The 16,516-nt window shown below is 70.0% G+C and carries 16 protein-coding genes; 6 read left to right on the forward strand and 10 right to left on the reverse strand.

The window, feature by feature from the left end; translation table 11 throughout:
• Positions 1-4: 4 nt before the first annotated feature.
• From RIU97_RS05185 to RIU97_RS05195, 3 genes are all read right to left on the reverse strand, one after another.
• The gene (locus RIU97_RS05185; RefSeq protein WP_404953587.1) at positions 5-613 is read right to left on the reverse strand and encodes a DNA-binding response regulator; all 609 of its coding nucleotides are present in this window, start codon (positions 611-613) and stop codon (positions 5-7) included.
• A 310-nt stretch (positions 614-923) separates the two neighbouring features.
• Positions 924-1,115 (reverse strand): hypothetical protein, encoded by a 192-nt coding sequence (locus tag RIU97_RS05190; RefSeq protein ID WP_404953589.1) that lies wholly within the window; start codon positions 1,113-1,115, stop codon positions 924-926.
• Positions 1,116-1,323: 208 nt separating this feature from the next.
• Complete coding sequence (locus RIU97_RS05195) at positions 1,324-2,691, reverse strand: multidrug effflux MFS transporter (protein ID WP_404962761.1); 1,368 nt, start codon at positions 2,689-2,691, stop codon at positions 1,324-1,326.
• Positions 2,692-2,743: 52 nt separating this feature from the next.
• Between RIU97_RS05195 and RIU97_RS05200 the strand changes: the two genes are divergently transcribed.
• Positions 2,744-3,235 (forward strand): MarR family winged helix-turn-helix transcriptional regulator, encoded by a 492-nt coding sequence (locus RIU97_RS05200; protein WP_404953591.1) that lies wholly within the window; start codon positions 2,744-2,746, stop codon positions 3,233-3,235.
• Positions 3,236-3,546: 311 nt separating this feature from the next.
• Here the strand turns inward: RIU97_RS05200 and RIU97_RS05205 are convergent, their stop codons facing one another.
• Positions 3,547-4,545 (reverse strand): twin-arginine translocation signal domain-containing protein, encoded by a 999-nt coding sequence (locus RIU97_RS05205; protein ID WP_404953593.1) that lies wholly within the window; start codon positions 4,543-4,545, stop codon positions 3,547-3,549.
• A 530-nt stretch (positions 4,546-5,075) separates the two neighbouring features.
• Here RIU97_RS05205 and RIU97_RS05210 point away from each other — a divergent pair.
• Positions 5,076-5,729 (forward strand): cold-shock protein, encoded by a 654-nt coding sequence (locus RIU97_RS05210; RefSeq protein WP_404953595.1) that lies wholly within the window; start codon positions 5,076-5,078, stop codon positions 5,727-5,729.
• Between the two features lie 619 nt (positions 5,730-6,348).
• Here the strand turns inward: RIU97_RS05210 and RIU97_RS05215 are convergent.
• Complete coding sequence (locus RIU97_RS05215) at positions 6,349-7,605, reverse strand: esterase/lipase family protein (protein WP_404953597.1); 1,257 nt, start codon at positions 7,603-7,605, stop codon at positions 6,349-6,351.
• 914 nt (positions 7,606-8,519) lie between these two features.
• On the opposite strand from RIU97_RS05215, the gene RIU97_RS05220 reads away from it, so the two are divergent.
• A complete protein-coding gene (locus tag RIU97_RS05220) occupies positions 8,520-8,849 on the forward strand; it encodes a TSUP family transporter (protein ID WP_404953599.1) in 330 nt (109 codons plus the stop codon).
• A gap of 18 nt (positions 8,850-8,867) precedes the next feature.
• Here the strand turns inward: RIU97_RS05220 and RIU97_RS05225 are convergent, their stop codons facing one another.
• The 3 genes from RIU97_RS05225 to RIU97_RS05235 all read right to left on the reverse strand — a co-directional run bounded on the left by RIU97_RS05225 (position 8,868) and on the right by RIU97_RS05235 (position 10,169).
• A complete protein-coding gene (locus RIU97_RS05225; RefSeq protein ID WP_385903284.1) occupies positions 8,868-9,233 on the reverse strand; it encodes an ArsR/SmtB family transcription factor in 366 nt (121 codons plus the stop codon).
• Positions 9,234-9,442: 209 nt separating this feature from the next.
• On the reverse strand, positions 9,443-9,907 hold the full coding sequence (locus tag RIU97_RS05230) for an NAD(P)-binding domain-containing protein (protein WP_404953602.1): 465 nt from the start codon (positions 9,905-9,907) through the stop codon (positions 9,443-9,445).
• A 127-nt stretch (positions 9,908-10,034) separates the two neighbouring features.
• Positions 10,035-10,169, reverse strand: a complete 135-nt coding sequence (locus RIU97_RS05235; protein ID WP_404953604.1) for an FAD-dependent oxidoreductase — start codon at positions 10,167-10,169, stop codon at positions 10,035-10,037.
• Positions 10,170-10,276: 107 nt separating this feature from the next.
• Between RIU97_RS05235 and RIU97_RS05240 the strand changes: the two genes are divergently transcribed.
• Entirely contained in the window at positions 10,277-11,641 is a 1,365-nt protein-coding gene (locus tag RIU97_RS05240) for an NAD(P)-binding domain-containing protein (protein WP_404962762.1), read from the forward strand.
• Positions 11,642-11,649: 8 nt separating this feature from the next.
• A complete protein-coding gene (locus RIU97_RS05245) occupies positions 11,650-12,882 on the forward strand; it encodes an MFS transporter (protein WP_404953606.1) in 1,233 nt (410 codons plus the stop codon).
• Between the two features lie 8 nt (positions 12,883-12,890).
• Here the strand turns inward: RIU97_RS05245 and RIU97_RS05250 are convergent, their stop codons facing one another.
• Together RIU97_RS05250 and RIU97_RS05255 are read right to left on the reverse strand one after the other, a co-directional pair.
• Positions 12,891-14,465 (reverse strand): restriction endonuclease, encoded by a 1,575-nt coding sequence (locus RIU97_RS05250; RefSeq protein WP_404953608.1) that lies wholly within the window; start codon positions 14,463-14,465, stop codon positions 12,891-12,893.
• Between the two features lie 378 nt (positions 14,466-14,843).
• Positions 14,844-15,809, reverse strand: coding sequence for a pirin family protein (locus RIU97_RS05255; protein ID WP_404953610.1), 966 nt, complete (start codon positions 15,807-15,809; stop codon positions 14,844-14,846).
• Positions 15,810-15,914: 105 nt separating this feature from the next.
• Here RIU97_RS05255 and RIU97_RS05260 point away from each other — a divergent pair, with 105 nt between their 5' ends.
• The gene (locus RIU97_RS05260; protein WP_404953612.1) at positions 15,915-16,268 is read left to right on the forward strand and encodes a tetratricopeptide repeat protein; all 354 of its coding nucleotides are present in this window, start codon (positions 15,915-15,917) and stop codon (positions 16,266-16,268) included.
• Positions 16,269-16,516: the final 248 nt, after the last annotated feature.

Genomic DNA, 16,516 nt, shown 5'->3' on the forward strand with positions numbered 1-16,516 from the left:
TGTATCAGTCCAGCCAGCCGTGCTCCCGGGCGATCCGCACCGCGTCGAGCCTGTTGCGGGCATCGAGCTTGGTGACGGCCGCACCGAGGTAGTTCCGTACGGTGCCCTGCGTGAGGTGCAATTCGCGGGCGACCTCGTGGAGTTCGGAGCCGGCGGCAGCCAGCCGCAGCACATCGGTTTCGCGTGGGGTGAGCGGGCTCTCCTTGGCGGTGAGCGCAGCAGCGGCCAGTTTCGGATCGATGACGTGCTCCCCGGCCGCCACGCTGCGGATCGCGGCGGCCAGTTGGTCCGGCTGGGCGTCCTTGAGCATGAACCCGCCGACCCGGGCGGCGAGTGCGGACCTCAGCGCCTCGGGCCGGCCCAATGCGGTGAGGATGAGGGTCCGGCAGTCGGGAAGTGCGGCTGCGAGGTCGCGGGCAGCTGAAATTCCGTCGGCGCCGGGCATGTCCAGGTCGAGCACCGCAACGGTGGGGTGGTGGGCGAGGGCAGCGGGGACGACGGCGTCCCCGCGGGCCACCTCGGCCACGACCTCCATGTCAGGCTCCAGGTCCAGCAGGGCGGCCAGCGCCCCACGGATCATGTGCATGTCCTCGGCCAGCAGAATGCGGATCACAGTCCCTCCCGGAGGATGGTAACGGCCGGCGGCGGAAGGGCTGGCACGCTTGGATTTCCGCCGTCTCCGCAACCCCGCTGCAGGGCGGCGCTTCGACCTTCACGATGCGCGGTCATCGCCTGCGTCAGTGGGCGTAGTCGAGGCGGGAGCGGAGGCATGCTGCCGCTGGGCGCCACCAGAATCCGGCCGAACCCCACAGAATTCGACCGGCCGCTGATACCAGTCCGCGGCTTTCGTGGCAGCCCGCGACGGTCTTCCGGTCAGTGTGCGGGTATGGCCTCCGAGCAACTCAGGGAACGGGGGCGAAGGTCTAGACGCGCTCGCGCAGCAAGGCGGCCTGCCCGGCCGCAACAGGGGCATCGGGGGTGGATACGGGTGTGGATACGGGTGTGGCAACGGCGGGTACGGCGACCACTGCTTCCGGTGCGGTCACGGCGACCGGGGCGGCGATGGCGGCGGCGATGGCGAGGACAGCAACGGCCCGCAGGGTCCACTTCAGCACGGCGAGGCTCCGATCTCGGCGTGTGATGTCATGCGCCTTGATCGTCGCCGCCTCTCCGGCGTCCGGGCATCGTCCGAAGGTCGCGGGCGCCTCCCCCGCACGGGGGAGGCGGCCGCCGCCGAGTGGTGGCGGCCACGCTGGGGTCTCCGAGGCGGTCGTGGGGCGGCTCAGATGCCGATGTTGCGGCTTCCCACTCCTGATGTCCGGATCACTGGTGCGGCGGGCTCGTCAGCGGTGGTGCCGCGTCAGGTGGAGTGCCACCCTCGTGGGGGCTGTCTCCCTGGCGGGCATGAATCGAGCTCGGTGGTGCGTATCGGCGCGCGCCCCTGCGGCCGCGTTCCCATCCGGTCCACATGAGTGCGAGTACGGCGATCAGAGAGCACCCTGTCATGCCGAGGAAGAGGGGGAGGGCGGTGTACCTTCCGGCGATACCCATGAGGGGGGCGACGGAGGCGCCGAGGACGCTCTGGAAGGTGCCCAGGATTGCCGAGCTGGCTCCGGCGGCGTGCGGGACACGTTCGAGGGCGAGTGCGGGAGCGGTGGCGAAGACCTGGCCGAGGCCCACGAAGCCGATCGCGACCAGGGGCAGGGCGGTGACCCGACTGAGCTGTCCGATGAAAGTGATGAGCAGGGCGGTGGCGCTTGGCGCGAGGAGTAGCCCGAGGCCGATGCGCAGGAGGAGTCCGGGGCTGTGACGGACCACGAGGCGGGTGGCGGCGGCGCTGGACACGGTGGCGGTGAGCGCGCCGCCGGCGAAGACCGCCGATGCCTCGCCGACGCTGAAGCCCAGCACGTTCTGCAGAACGAAGGGGGAGGCCGCGATGTAGCAGAAGAGGGCGGCACTCGCGAAGCCGAAGACGACGGTGTGACCGAGGTAGACACGGTCGGCAAGGCCCGAGAGGGCGGAAGCCGGGCTGCCGGTCCTTTGCCTGCGCTCGGTCGGCAGGCTCTCGGGCAAAGTGAAGTAGGCGAGGGTGAGCACGAGCGCGGTCGCGCAGGCCAGTACCCAGAAGGCGGCTCGCCAGCTGCCAGAACCGCTCACCGCGACTCCGCCGACCAGCGGTGCCACGATGGGAGCCAGGCCTCCGAGGGCCATCAGGATCCCGAATATTCGCGCGGCGACTGCGCCGGTCGCAAGGTCGGCGACCATCGCCCGGCCCACCACGACGCCTGCGGCGCCGGTGAAGCCCGCGACGAACCGGAATGCGATCAGCAGCTCCAGGGTTGGGGCGAGGGCGCACAGCACGGTGGCCAGGACGCACACGCCGGTACCGAGCAGGATCGGCATCCGTCGGCCGTGGCGGTCGGACAGAGGTCCGAAGGTCAGCTGGCCGACGGCGAGCCCGACCAAGAACGCGGTGAGCGTGAGCTGGACTCCGGCCGCGTCCGTGGCCAGTTCCTTCGCCATCGCGGGAAATCCCGGCAGGTACATGTCCGTCGAGAGTGGCACCACGAACGAGAGCAACGCGAGGGTCGTCGTCAGCAGTCCGCGCGGAACAGCTGGCGGCTTCGGCGGGCGTAACAAGTGGGCATGACTGGTCGTCACGGGTCTCCTCGAGTAGGCACGGACATCCACATCCAACAGATACCTATAACTATATAACTATAAGAATAAGTAGGATGGGTGGATGACCTCAGCCGACGCTGCCCCGGAAGACGACGATCTGCTGCGCGACGCACGCCAGTTGGCTCCCGCGCTCTACACCCTGTCTCGCGTTCTACGCCTCCGCGGCGTCGCCGAGGCGGGCCTGCCGCCACTGCCCCCCTCAGACCTGGAACTGCTGCGCTACGTACTCGACAACCCCGGTACCGGTACAGGTGCGGCAGCCCGGGAAATCGGACTGCACGCCAGCAACGTCAGCACCGGCGTACGGGGACTGGTGGCCTTCGGCCTGCTCCGCCGCGAGGCCGACCCCCACGATCGCCGGGCCGTTCAGCTGTACCCGACGATGGATGCCCAGCACGGCATGGCACAGATCGAGAACGCGTGGGCCGAGATCTTCGCCGATGTCCTGGCCCTCCTGCCCGTCCACCAGCGGGCCGCACTCAACGACGCCGCACCCGCCCTGCGCGCTCTCGGGGCAGCCCTGCGGCAAAGCCACCCCACCACGAGCGACTGACCAAGCCGCCGGTTCCTTGGCCGAGCCCGGCGCCGGGAGCCGACCTGCCGTTTCGACAAGGCCGTCCACCGGCGCCGCAACGTCGTCGAACGCTGCTTCCACCGCCTCAAGCAATGGCGCGGCATCGCCACCCGCTACGCCAAACACCCCGACCGACACCAGGCAGCGATCGCCCTCGCGGCACACTCATCTGGCTCGACGAGTGCTCGACAAGACGCTGTCGAGGGGGTGTCCGGCGCCGGTGGCCGCCGACCGGTCCACGGGACAGCCGCGGACAGCCCGGCGTTCGCCCGATCCCTCTCGGGCGCCGCCTACACGAGCTCGCTCTTGTAGAAGACGCTCGCCTGGCGGACATCCGACGTGTTCGAGTAGAAACCGAAGGCGAGTCGCGGCCCGTCCGGGGACTGCCAGATCGCCATGCCCTGCGGTTCGCGGCCGGACAGGGACGCGCCGGCCGTGGTCGCGAACCGGTCCACCACCGTGGAGTTGCCGACGTCGTTCAGGTCGACCGTGGTGAGGTAGGAGGGGTTCCCTACGGGGCCTTCCAGCAGGTACGCGTACCGGCCGTAGGCGGCGAAGCCCTGGAACGGGTTGGCGGTGCCCCAGTCGCCGCGGGCCGGCAGGGCCCTCTCGACCAGCCGGTGCGCGCTGGTGAGCCGCCCGGCGCGGGCATCGCTCAGCGTGAAGGCGACGATGCGGCGCTGGTCGGTTCCGACGTTGTAGCGCACGAGCAGCCGGTCCGTGGACGGGTCGATCACGGGCTGCGGGTTGATCATCGTGTCGCCGATGGAAGGCGTTCGATCCTGGACCGAGGGGTCGTCCTGCTCCAGCACGCCCCCGTTGACGAAGGGGAACCGGCCGATCCGCGTGCCGAATCCGCTCGTGCTCGTCTTCCACTCGGTCCACAGGAAGACCTGCCCGCCGTACGGCTCCACCGCTATCGAGACACCGTGGCCGAAGCTGTGCAGAGCCATGGACCCCAGCTGGTTGCCCGCCGTATCGGTCTGGGTGACCCACAGGTCGCCGTTCTTGCTCCCGGTCTTCGTCTGCAGGAAGTACACGTGCTGGTGGACGTTGTCGTATCCGAAGGACTGCATCACCCAGTTGGCGTGCAGCGACTTCTTCCAGACCGGATTGCCACCGGCCCCGTCGAGCTTGAACTGCGGCGAGTCGGGCACGACCGCGCTCGCGGGGGAAGCCGTGAACAGGGGCAGTGCGGCGCCGCCCAGCACGGCGGCGGCCACACCTCCGCCCGCCTTGAGGAACCCGCGCCGGCTGGTGGCGTGCTTCGCTGATCCGTCGGTGCTCATGAAGAACTTCCCCTCGTTGAACGCACTCACATGAGGACGTGAGACTGACAAGCCGTCAACGATCTTGCATGAGCGGATACTTGCGCAACATCCCATCTCTCCGGTGTCAGCGCACAAGCTCCGGCGCGTCGGTCCGGTTCCCCCTGGCGGGGAAGGGCCGCGGTACGCGGGGAGGAGGTGGCGGCGGCGTCCTGCACAGCAGGATGGGGGGATGGGGCATGACCCGAGCATCGAGAAATCCAGCCGATATCCGCGCTCACGGGCTGCGCCAGTGCGCTCGCCTACACCGTGAGCGAGATGGACCTCGCGCGGGGCGGCGAGCTGGGCATGCCGGGCTTCGCCGCCCAAGGCGGTTACCGGCAACACGCCCATCGCAACTTCCGAAAGATGAAATGGCTGGATCCAACATCACGTGGCCGGTCTTGAGTTGGTGAGCCGCGGGCCGAGGGACGCTCACTCATCACCGCACCCTGCGACAGCGTGAGTAGCCAGCGGCCCACAACGTCGCGTGTCGCCCCTGCGTCGTACGGATGGCGGACTACGACCTCGGAGCCGGTACCCCATCGTCGCCGGACAAGCGCCAGCGCCCGCAGACACTGTCCAGGACCGGCATCCAGCCCCTGCCGGGTACGGCGGTGGTCCCCAGCCGTGGCCGGGTACTAGCCGGTTTCCGCGCACATTGCTGCGTAATATGCCAGAGGCGCCGACATCCCCCGCTCAGCCGGCGTCCGGCCGCCGGGCCCGTCTCGCCGCGGAGCTCGTGTGAGGAGGCCGTACGGCACAAGGCGTGCCGCTACGGCGCGTTGTCCGCCACGGGCGCCCGTCGGCGTGCCCTCGCTCCGTGGACCGCTGCTTCACGCCCCTGCTCACGCCCTCCCCACCGGCAGCGATCGGGCGGACAGTTCGGCTTCCGGATCCGACCTAAGCGGAGAGCGGGAAGCGTGTCACCCTGCGGTGTCGTGAAGTGGTTCGACCCTGACCGGGGTATCGGTCTCATCAGCCAGGAGGGCGCCGGACCTGACGTCCAAGCAGAAGCCTCGGCAATTCGCGAAAAGGAAGGCCGCCTGCGCCAGGGCGAGACGGTCCTCTTCGACGTCACCCTCGACAGTTCGGGACTATGGGCCGACAACATCCACCGTCCGGTCCCCACGAGACACACCCCTCGAACCGAGCGGACACGGTAAGCCGGCACAGGGGGATCGTCGGGATCGTCTGTCTTGGCCAGCCTTCACGCCTCCCACGGGTTCTCCAGCCCGAGCGCGTTCTGGTCGCCGGCCCGGCCGTGATCTGCCGACACAGGATCTCCGGGCGGCGTGGTCGCCCCGGTAGACCTCTTTGTCGCCGACGGCCCCTGGGCCGGCTCCGGGAAGAACCTCGTCGCGGTCCGGAGAGCAGAGGAGCTCCGTACGAGCCGGGTACTCGTCCGCGTGCCGTCAAGGGACCTGGTCGCCCAGACCAGGCGGCGTGGCGCGAGGACGGCCGCAGCGAGCCGATGACCCGGGTCGCTGACCGAACCTACTACCCGCACGCGCGTGCAAGAGTGCACGGCGAGCGGGGTAGGTGGTCCGCGGCGAGGGAGGTCCAGCCGGTGCAGCGCTCAGGTGACCGCCGGGTTGACCCCGGCCGCGTACGGTGGGGCGGTCCCCCTGCGGAACCGCGTGCGGAACCGCGTGCGGAACCGGCTGTCGACGCGGCCGGTCGTGGACCGACCGGCCGCGTGAATTGCAGACAGACCCCGGGCAGGTCCCGGGGGCCGCTGCTGCGTTTACTCCCCCGATGGGGGTTGTTCCTGCCGGTGATTGCTCAGCGGAGCTGGTCCACGATCCACTGGCCGAGTTCTTCGGTCATGACGGTGTGCCCTTGGTTGTCGCCGGCACACGCGAAGTCGTGGAGCTCGCTGGAGTCCCGGTCGACCTTGCTGTAGAGCGTGTCGCGGTTGTCGATGTCGCCCGTCGCCACGGCGCTGACGGTGGGCACGAACGTGGTGGCGTTGTACACCAGTTCCGGTGCCTGGCCCTCGAGGAGCTCGACCAGCATGGCGGCGGTCCCGAAGTTGGCGGGACGGCCCGGCAGGAGGGCGGCCTCCGGGAACAGGCCGCCCGGGGCGCCGTCGATGTCGGGGATCGCACGGGTGGTGATGTCGATCGGGCGGTCGCCCGCCTTGCACAGCTGGGCGACGACAGCGTTTCCTTCCGCCTGGGTGTCGAGGTGCGTGCCGCCCAGGTGCTCGCCGTGGCTGATCATCGCGGGCGTGCCGGCGGGGATGCCGTTGCCGACTCCGGTGCCCACCCCGTTGGCGACGCCGAGCAGGCGGGGGCGCTGGGGCCAGGTGCCCACCCGCTCCAGGGCCTCCAGGAAGTCGGTGCGCTCCTGGTCCTGGCCTGCCTCGGCGCCGACCGTGGCGATGTGCCAGCGCAGCAGCTGGCGTGCGGCCGGGCTGTTGACCATGTGGGAGAAGCGGCTGAGGTGTTCGCCGTAGTTGGGGGTGTCGCCCCAGTTGTCCTTCACGAAGTGCGCGAACGCCTGGACGGCGATGGGCAGCCACGCGCCGCGGTGCGGGGTGTCGTAGGAGAGGTAGGTGGAGGTCTCGTGCTCCTCGTTGTTGGTCTCCATCTTGGCCAGGGCGTAGCGGGTGACCAGCCCTCCCATGCTGAAGCCGCCCACCGTCAGCTTGGCTGATCCCTCGCGCTCGGCGATCGCCTTGCGGATGCAGCCGATTGCGACCTCGGCGTTGTCGAGGATGGACGCGGAGCGCTCGTCGAATCCGAGGAGGATCACGTCGAAGCCCTGCTCGCGCAGCTTGGACACGAACGGGTACTGCCCGTTCTCCAGGCCGTCCCACAGCATGTCGAGGCTGCTGGCGCCCATGGAGAAGCCGTCGGCCAGGATCACCGGCCGCCTGAGGTGCTTCTGCTCCGGTGAGCTGTAGTACACCCAGGCTGTCCCCTGGGCCCTGGAACTCTCGAGCCTCCAGGTCGCGTCGCTCGCGGGTGCTTTCGAGGAGGTGGATCGGGCTCCCGGGGTACGGGCGTCCCAGATGTTGACAACAGGCGTGGACATAGTGCGACGACTCCTAGCGTGTGTGGCTGGTCATGCCGAAGGCGGCCCGGCGGGCAGTGGCGGAGTGGTAGGCCGTGCGGCACGCCCCGGGGGCGTGCTGCCATCGAAGCCGGGAGGTTGGCCACGTCGGTTGTGGCGACCGTCAGTCCAGGAACCGAGCCCTATGCCTGTCCCCGTCTTGCACAACGGTCGACACGTCTTGCCGTGCCGGCTCCTCGCGGCCATAACGGCCCCTCATCCGATACCCAGGGCAAACGCCCAAGAGGAGGCTAGAGCAGGGCGAATTGGATGAATCGATTCTTTCTCCATACGCCGCGCCGACGGCCGACACCCGCCCACGCCACATCCACGCCCCCCTCGGCGGCCTCATCCACGCAGACATGAACGGACACCTCGCCCCAGACGTGCTGGACCAGGGGAACCTCATCGACATCCCCAACCCCGCCAGCGTGGATCCGCGCGCAGTCCACCATGTCACCGCCGCTGGATGGCGGAGGAAGCAGTCGTACGAGCTCTTCGACCGCGCGGTGCATCGCCATCTCCTCCCGGGTAACCCGCATCCGACCCACCACGGGACGGGCTGCCCGCTCCGACGCTGCCGTGATCGTCAGCTACGCGGCCAAGGATGATCCGAAAGCGACGGCCTACGCGCGTGACCACTCGAACGCCGCACGCGCCCTCTCTCCAGGCCGTACGACGAAACCTGTGACGACTACGCTCCGTACAACCTGCTGCACCGGGCCCCGAGGACGCCTGTCCACGGCTCCTTCGAGACCATCGGAAGACATCCGTCGACCTGATGGGCTGTCACCAAAGTCAGCATTGGTCCAGGCAAAGCTGACCCCAGCTGGTCATACCTGGGAAACGTCAAGGGCCCGGAGAGGCTCTCCCGGAGCCCGTCGTGGCCGGCCGGGGTGGTCGCGGCGATCATGGGCGTGGCCGGGGGCGAGCTGCTGATCCCGACGATCGTGCTGCTGTTCGGCGTCGACATCAAGACCGCCGGAAGCCTATCCCTGCTGGTATCCCTGCCGACCATGCTCGTGGCCTTCGCCCGCTACAGCCGTGACGGCAGCTTCGCGGTGCTCGGCGCGAACCTCCGCTTCACCCTGGTCATGGCCGCAGGCTCCATCGCCGGGGCGGTGCTGGGCGGGCTGCTCCTCGGCGTGTTCCCGGACCTCGTGCTCATCCCCGCGCTGGCCTTGACCCTTCTCGCTTCCGCGGTCAAGCTCGCCCGTCACGACTGACCGGCAGTGGGCAGCGACCTACACGCTGGCTGCGCGGGTCAGAAGCTGGGCCATGGCCGCGAGGACCGTAGGCTCCACCCGGTAGTAGACCCAGGTGCCGCGCCGCTCGGAGGAGAGCAGTCCGGCTTCCTTGAGCTTCTTCAGGTGATGGGAGACGGTCGGCTGGGAGACGCCCACGTCGGAGATGTCGCAGACGCACGCCTCGCCACCCTCGTGCGAGGCGACTGCGGAGAAGAGCCGCAGGCGCACGGGATCACCCAGGGCCTTGAACATCGTGGCCGTGCGCTCCGCCTCGTCCGCGGTCAGCGGACGCTCGGTGAGCGGCGGGCAGCACGGCACGACGGCTTCCGGCTCCAGCAGCGGCAACACGTTCACATTCGACATGCGCCTATGTTGACACATGTCGAACTAGTCAGCCAGGGACGTCTCAGCTACGGAGGCCGGAGGCCATGCGGCGAGCGACCCGCTCCGCGTCTCGCCCGACCCCGCGCAACGAGTTCGACGACAGGCTGCGCTGACACTCCAGCCCCACGAACGCAAGCCGGTCATGCGCAACGGAGAAGCCGTCGCGATGCAGCGGGCGTCCGCGCCCGTCAGCGACGCCTGAGGTCTGCGAGATACGGCAGATCGGGCCGGTACCCGGTGGCCAGCACGATCGTGTCGACCTCCTCCTTCACGCCGTCCAACCACACGACCTGCTTGCCCGCGATGGAAGTGAAGAGCGGGCGGCGGTCGGGGGCGGCGGCGTCGACGGCGGCTCGGTATCGGCCGGTGTCGAAGACCGGTTGGGTCGATGGAGTGCGCAGGAAGCGCCCGATGGGGGCGGAGTCCACGCCCGAGCGGACGAGCCAGAAGTGCATGTCGCGGCCGATGATGCGCTGAGGAGCGAATTTCACGGGGTTGCGACTGGCCAGCGTCACCCGGGCCACGGAAGCGAGTTCGATCGCTATCTGCACCGCCGTGTTGCCCGCGCCCACGACGATCACCCGCTGACCCGCGAACGCCTCCAGGCTGCGGTACTCGGAGGCGTGCAGCACCGCACCGGCGTAGCGATCCAAGCCGGGAAGCGCGGGCAGGTAGGGGCTGCCGAAGCTGCCGGAGGCGACACCACGGCCCGGGCCGAAAGTGGGGCACCGCCCTCCAAGAGCTGAACCGTGCCGGGGAGAACATGGTGAGGCTGTCGTATTACCGCGGCCACGATCCGGACGGCTGGTCGGACGCTTCCAGGACGACCGGCTTCAGCCCGTGCCTGACCAGGGCGTATGCCGTCGCCAGTCCGGCTTGGCCTGCTCCGACCACGGCGACGTCGATGTGCTCCATTAAACGATCTCTAGATTCGATGAATGTCTATGTTGACGTTCATCGAAACAGGTGCCATGCTGGTCGCGCAAGCCATCGACAGATGTCGAAACACCGAGGAGTCGACCGTGAACGCGCCTGCCAACACCGAGCTGCCCGTCGTTGTCATCGGAGCCGGCCCCATCGGCCTGGCCGCCGCCGCACACCTCGTCGACCAGGGCATCGAGCCCCTGGTCCTGGAGGCCGGACCGGCCGTCGGCAGCGCCGTGCGGGAATGGAGCCACGTACGCCTGTTCTCCACCTGGGGCGAGGTCGTCGACCCGGCCGCGGAGAAGCTCCTGGCGCCCACCGGCTGGGTCAAGCCGGACGAGGCCACCTACCCGACCGGCGGTGACTGGGCCGAGCAGTACCTGCAGCCGCTGGCCGCCGTCCTGGGCGAGCACGTCCGCGTCGGCGCCCGCGTCACCGGCGTCTCCCGGCTCGGCCGCGACCGGGTCGTGGACGCCGACCGCGAGACCCAGCCCTTCACCGTTCACATCACGCACGCCGACGGCAGCGAGGAGCGGCTGATCGCCCGCGCCGTCATCGATGCCTCCGGCACCTGGTCCACCCCCAGCCCCATCGGCGGTGACGGCCTCCCGGCCCTCGGCGAGCGCTCCGCGGCCGACCGGATCTCGTACCGCGTCCCCGACCTGAAGGACCCGGCCGTCCGCGCCCGGTACGCCGGCAAGCGCACGGCCGTCATCGGCTCCGGCGCCTCCGCGTTCACCGCGCTCGCCTACCTCGCGGACCTCGCGGACCTCGCCAAGGGCGAGGAGGGCACCCACGCCACCTGGATCCTGCGGCGCGGTATCAGCGGCTCCACCTTCGGGGGCGGCGAAGCCGACCAGCTGCCCGCCCGCGGCGCCCTCGGCCTGGCGGCCAAGGCCGCCGTCGACAACGGGTATGCCGACGCCGTCACCGGCTTCCGCACCACCGCCGTGGAGAAGTCCGCCGACCAACTCGTCCTCGTCGCCGAGGACGGCCGCCGCCTGGACCCGGTGGACGAGGTCATCGTCCTGACCGGCTTCCGCCCCGACCTCAGCTTCCTCGACGAGCTCCGCCTCGGCCTCGACGAGCGCCTCCAGGCCCCGACCGAGCTGGCCCCGCTGATCGACCCCAACCAGCACTCCTGCGGCACCGTCTACCCGCACGGCGTGAACGAGCTCTCCCACCCGGAGAAGGACGTCTACCTCGTCGGCATGAAGTCCTACGGCCGCGCCCCGACCTTCCTCGCCATGACCGGCTACGAGCAGGTCCGCTCCATCGCGGCCCACCTCGCCGGCGACCACGAGGCCGCCGAGCGCGTCGAACTCACCCTCCCCGAGACCGGAGTCTGCGGCGGCGCGGGCCTCTTCGACCAGCCCCAGGCCGCCGAGGAGACCGGTGGCGGCTGCTGCGCGGCGCCCACCACCCTCACCATCGGCGCCCCGGCCTCTTCCGGCGGCTGCTGACCAGCGAAGTGACGAACCTTCACAGCGGCGCGGCCGCGACCGGGACTGAGGTCCGGTCGCGGCCGCGCGCCGCGCTGCCCGCCCTGTGCGCCACCCAGATCACCAGCTGGGGCATCGTCTACTACGCGTTCCCCGTCCTCCTGTCACACCTGACCGCCGACACCGGCTGGTCCGCAAACGCGGCAACAGGCGCGTTCTCCATGGCCCTTCTCGTCTCCGGCGTAGTGGGAATCCCGGTCGGCCGCATCCTCGATCAACGCGGCCCCCGCGCGGTCATGACCGCCGGCTCGGTCATCGGCGTGCTCGCACTCCTGCTGATCGCGGCCGCCCCCACCCTGCCCGTCTTCTTCCTGGGCTGGATGCTGGCCGGCATTGCCATGGCCGCCACCTTCTACCCGCCCGCCTTCGCCGCCCTCACCCGCTGGTGGGGCCCCGACCGCATCCGCGCCCTGACCATCGTCACCCTCGCCGGCGGACTGGCCTCCACCGTCTTCGCCCCGCTGACCGCCGTCCTGGCCGAACACCTCACCTGGCGCCAGACGTACGCGGTCCTCGCCGTGATCCTCGCGGCCATCACCATCCCCGCACACGCCCTGGCCCTGCGCGCCCCGTGGCCCGCCGCCCCACCCCAACCACCCACAACGGACCGCACCCCGATCCCCCGAAGCCGCCCCTTCCTCCTCCTGTCCTCGGCCTTCACCCTCTCCAGCTTCGCCATGTACGCGGTGGTCATCGGCCTCATCCCACTCCTCACCGAACGCGGCGCCAGCCCGTCAACAGCAGCCTGGGCACTGGGACTCGGCGGGGCAGGACAGACCCTCGGCCGCACCCTGTACGCAAGCCTGTCGGCGCGTACATCCGTCACGACCCGCACGGGCGCCCTCATCGCCCTCGGCGGCGCCACCACAGCCGCTCTCGCCCTCATCCCAGGCCCGATGCCCCTGCTCGTCATCCTCTCGGTCCTGGCGGGAATCGTCCGCGGCAACCTCACCCTCCTCCAGGCCACCGCGGTAACCGACCGCTGGGGCACCACCCACTACGGCCGGCTCTCCGGCCTCCTCGGCGCCCCCGCCCACATCGCCGCCGCCCTCGCCCCCTGGGCAGGCGCCGCCCTCGCCGGCCTCCTCGGCGGATACCCGACGCTCTTTGCCGTCCTGGCAGCCCTCTCAGCCGTCTCCGTCCTACTCGCCCTAGGCGCGGCGCCGAAGTCCACCGCGGAGCGCCCAGGGCTCACGCCATAAGCACGTCGTCAGCGGGGCCGGCGCTTGGGAGGAACGGGGCCCGGGATGACATCGAGGTCGAGATGTTCCTTGAACAGGTGGACGAGGTTGGCACCGTCGAGGAGTTCCAGACGTCCGTGGTCGTTCGCGAACGCCTCGCTCGCCCGACCGAACCAAGAGGTCGTCACCAGGATCCCCTTGGCCGCCCGCTTGTGCTCCACGACACCGGCGAGGGCGGAGACCGACTCGAAGGGCACCACCTTGGCGGTGCGTTTGGCTTGGATGATGCACAGGCCTCGCATGACGGGGTCGGTGTTCATCGCCACCGCGTCCACGCCTTCGTCCTGCGACGGCCGTGTGTTGACGCTGTCCAGGCCGATAGCTTCGAACAGTTGCCGGACCAAGTGCTCGAATTCCGTGGGCGAGAGATCCATCAATACGGGACGGCTGTCCAAGCCCGCCACGACGTCCATGCTGTCCATCAGCCGGTACTTGCTCAAGTCGAAGGTGACCAGCGGGCGCACCGGCTCCAGCTCGTACGGATTCGGTGAGATCAGCGATCGCAGCCGCTTCAGGCAGGCCTGCGGATCGACTTGGGTCAGCACCAGTTCGCTGAACTCCTCCCTCCCCGCCTGGAGAGTGATCAGGCAGGGGTGCACCTCGCGGCCCGTGGCGCGGTCGATGGTCGCCACGTGCCCGTTCAGCGCCACGGACTTCACCACGCCGTCGGTGTCCGCCGCGAACAGCTCGTGGACGGTCCGCAGCGCCGTCTGCGCTAGTACGGACGCGTACAGCTCGTAACGCTCTTTCTCGGGCCTCGGGACGGGCGTGATCTCGTCGCGCGACTTCACGTACCGATAGGCGCGGGCCGCCGGGATCACATCTTCCAGCGGCAGGTCGATCTCGACCAGTAGGTCTCCCGTATCCGCCTGGTAGGAGACCTGGTGAGCCTTCGGGAAGCCATGGGGATACGTGGAGGCGGCCAGGACCTGGTCGATGAACCACTCGACCGCCTCGACATCGCGGTCCCCATAGGCGGCGCGGCGTGCCGCGATCCCGGCATTCCACTCCTCGACGCGGGCCGCCTCCTGCTGGTTGCGCTCATCATGGCGGGCCTGCGCCACATCCAGCTTCCCGACCCGTTTGTGTTCCTCGCGCGCATGGTCCCGCAGCGCCTCGTCGAACTGCTTGCGCGCGGCCTCGACCTCCGCGTCGTACGACCGGCGCCCGAAGCCGAGCGCTCCCAGCCATCCGCGCGGCGGCTCGGGCTCGTACTCGCCCCACCGCGGGAGGGGAACGGGCTTCGTGCGGCTCTTGGACGGCGCGAAGGTTGCAGGGACGAAGTGCTGCCTGAGACCGTCGAAGCTCAAGGGCCGGCCATCCAGCACCGCCGCACGTAACAGTCCCGCCAGCTGCTCGACGTCGTGCTCGGTCACGCTCGTCTTGTCGACCGCCTCCTGTGCACGTGCAGCCTCGTAGGCGACCTTCCCCTCACGCGCCTTACGTTTGGCCTCCGCCTCGGCGGCCTTCCGCCGCCGCTCACGTTCCTTCGCCTGCCGCGCCCGCTCGCGCGCGTACTCGTCGCTCCCACCCGCCACCGCCACCCCCAGGTCCCTGCACGCCGGTCCGGTCAGAACTTCCCCGACCCAGGGTCGTGCAATCCGCCTGCACACGCGGCAGCCTTCGGCAGAACAAACCTCTGACGGCTACGCTCCGTACAACCTGATGCGCAGAGCCCGAGGACCCCGTCCACGGTTCCTTCGAGACCATGGGAATGCATCCGGCAGCCTGACGAACCGTCACCAAAGTCAGCATTGGTCCTGGCAAAGCTGACCCCAGCTGGTCATACCTGGGAAACGTCGACGGCCCGGAGAGGGCCTCTCAGAGCCCCCGTCGCCCGCCCCGCCGGAACGATCTCCGCACAGGACACGGCCTCTCCTCGGCTGATCTGGCCTGGTCGACCTACTTCAGAAAAGCGCAGGTCAGCGCACCCGTCCGCGTGCTTTCAGGGGCACTGGCGGGAGGTCGGGAGCGGGGATCGGAGAGCCGTCGTAACCCTTCACTTCGCCGTACCGGGAGCCTTCCATCCAGTCCTTGCGGGCTTGTACGATCTCCTCGTTGCTCCGGCCGATCCAGTTCCAGAACATCACGATCTCCTCCTCGAACGGCTCGCCGCCCAGGAGCATCAGGCCCGCGTCCGACGAGGCGCGCAGGGGGAGTTCCGTGCGGCCGCAGCCCAGGTAGAGCATCGAGCCCGGGAGGACCGGGACGCCGTCGACGTGGGCTTCGCCCGACATCGACAGGACCGCGTACTCGAAGTCCGGGTCGAGCGGGAGGCGGGTCTCCGTGCCTGCCGTGAGGGTCAGGTCCGCGCCCACGATCGGGGTGTACGCCGTGCCGGGCGAGGTGGCCGTGTCCAGGGTGCCCAGGATGACCGTCGCCGTCAGGCCCGGGGCCGTGACGTGCGGGAGTTCCGCGTGGTGCTGGAAGTGCGGCTCCACGTTCCGGTAGGCGTCCGGCAGGGCCACCCACAGCTGGGCGCCGTGGAGGAAGCGGGCGTGCGGGCGCGGGCTCTCCTCGGAGTGGCTGATGCCGCGGCCGGAGGTCATCAGGCCCAGCTCGCGCGGGCGGATCGTCTCGAGGCTGCCCTCGCTGTCGCGGTGGAGCACCTCGCCCGCGTGGAGCCAGCTCACGGTCTGCAGGCCCGAGTGGGGATGGGGCGCGACCTGCATGCCCGGCTCGTCGGCGATGTCGTCCGGGCCGTAGTGGTCCACGAAGCACCAGGCGCCCACCATGCGGCGGCCCAGGTTCGGCAGGTGTCGGCGGACCTCGGTGGACTCTCCGAGCTTGACCGTGCGCGGGCTGAGGAGCTCGCGCACCGGCTCGGCCACGACGAAGCCGCGGCCACCGCAGGCGGAGAGAGCGGGCTGGCGATCGAGATTGCTCATGCGGACAACCTAGCCCCGCGGCGGTGGCTCCGGCGGGTGGAATGTTCCACCGCCCAGGCGTGTTGGAGGCACCGGACGGACCACCTGAACGGCGGAAGGGACGCGATGAACGCGCCGGCGACGTACTTCGAGCACGGAACGGCAGCCGAGCGCTGGGCGCGCGCCCAGCTCTTTTTCGACGCGAGGGAGTACGCGACGGCCGCCCGCATCCTGGACGGGCTGGCGGGCGAGGTGTCCGAGCAGCTGGCGCCCCGGCTGCTGCTGGCCCGCGCCTACTACCACTCCGCCCAGCTCTCCCGCGCCGAGCACGAGCTCCGCGCCATCCTGGAGCGGTGGCCGGTGGAGGACTACGCGCAGCTGATGCTCGGTCGCACGCTGGAGCGCCTGGGCCGACCCGCCGAGGCCCGCCCGTACCTGCGGGTGGCCGCCGCGATGGCGGGTGACTTCCCCCCGGAGTAGCGGGCAGCACCCTGGCCCCGCCCCGAGCGAACGCCCGCCCGCCCGCCCGGCGCATGCGGATGCGGATGCCCGCCCGGCACATACGGACGCCCGCCCGGCGCATGCGGAGGCCTCGGCCCGCACATGCGGACGTCCGGCCCCGGCATGCGGACGTCCGGCCCCGCCCCGAGCGGGAGCCCGGCCCCGCACATCCGACCGCCCGCCCGCACATGCGGAGGCCTCGGCCCGCACATGCGGACGTCCGGCCC

Origin of the sequence: Streptomyces sp. 147326 (genome assembly GCF_045000215.1) — a bacterium.
In the GTDB taxonomy this organism is placed as follows: Bacteria; Actinomycetota; Actinomycetes; order Streptomycetales; family Streptomycetaceae; genus Streptomyces.

What these genes read in the sequence shown, in the direction of transcription:
- RIU97_RS05200 (WP_404953591.1), top strand. Translation starts at nt 2,744, where the DNA reads ATGACCTCAGCCGACGCTGCCCCGGAAGACGACGATCTGCTGCGCGAC.
- RIU97_RS05205 (WP_404953593.1), bottom strand. Translation starts at nt 4,545, where the DNA reads ATGAGCACCGACGGATCAGCGAAGCACGCCACCAGCCGGCGCGGGTTC.
- RIU97_RS05210 (WP_404953595.1), top strand. Translation starts at nt 5,076, where the DNA reads ATGGCGGACTACGACCTCGGAGCCGGTACCCCATCGTCGCCGGACAAG.
- RIU97_RS05215 (WP_404953597.1), bottom strand. Translation starts at nt 7,605, where the DNA reads ATGTCCACGCCTGTTGTCAACATCTGGGACGCCCGTACCCCGGGAGCC.
- RIU97_RS05225 (WP_385903284.1), bottom strand. Translation starts at nt 9,233, where the DNA reads ATGTCGAATGTGAACGTGTTGCCGCTGCTGGAGCCGGAAGCCGTCGTG.
- RIU97_RS05235 (WP_404953604.1), bottom strand. Translation starts at nt 10,169, where the DNA reads ATGGAGCACATCGACGTCGCCGTGGTCGGAGCAGGCCAAGCCGGACTG.
- RIU97_RS05255 (WP_404953610.1), bottom strand. Translation starts at nt 15,809, where the DNA reads ATGAGCAATCTCGATCGCCAGCCCGCTCTCTCCGCCTGCGGTGGCCGC.
- RIU97_RS05260 (WP_404953612.1), top strand. Translation starts at nt 15,915, where the DNA reads ATGAACGCGCCGGCGACGTACTTCGAGCACGGAACGGCAGCCGAGCGC.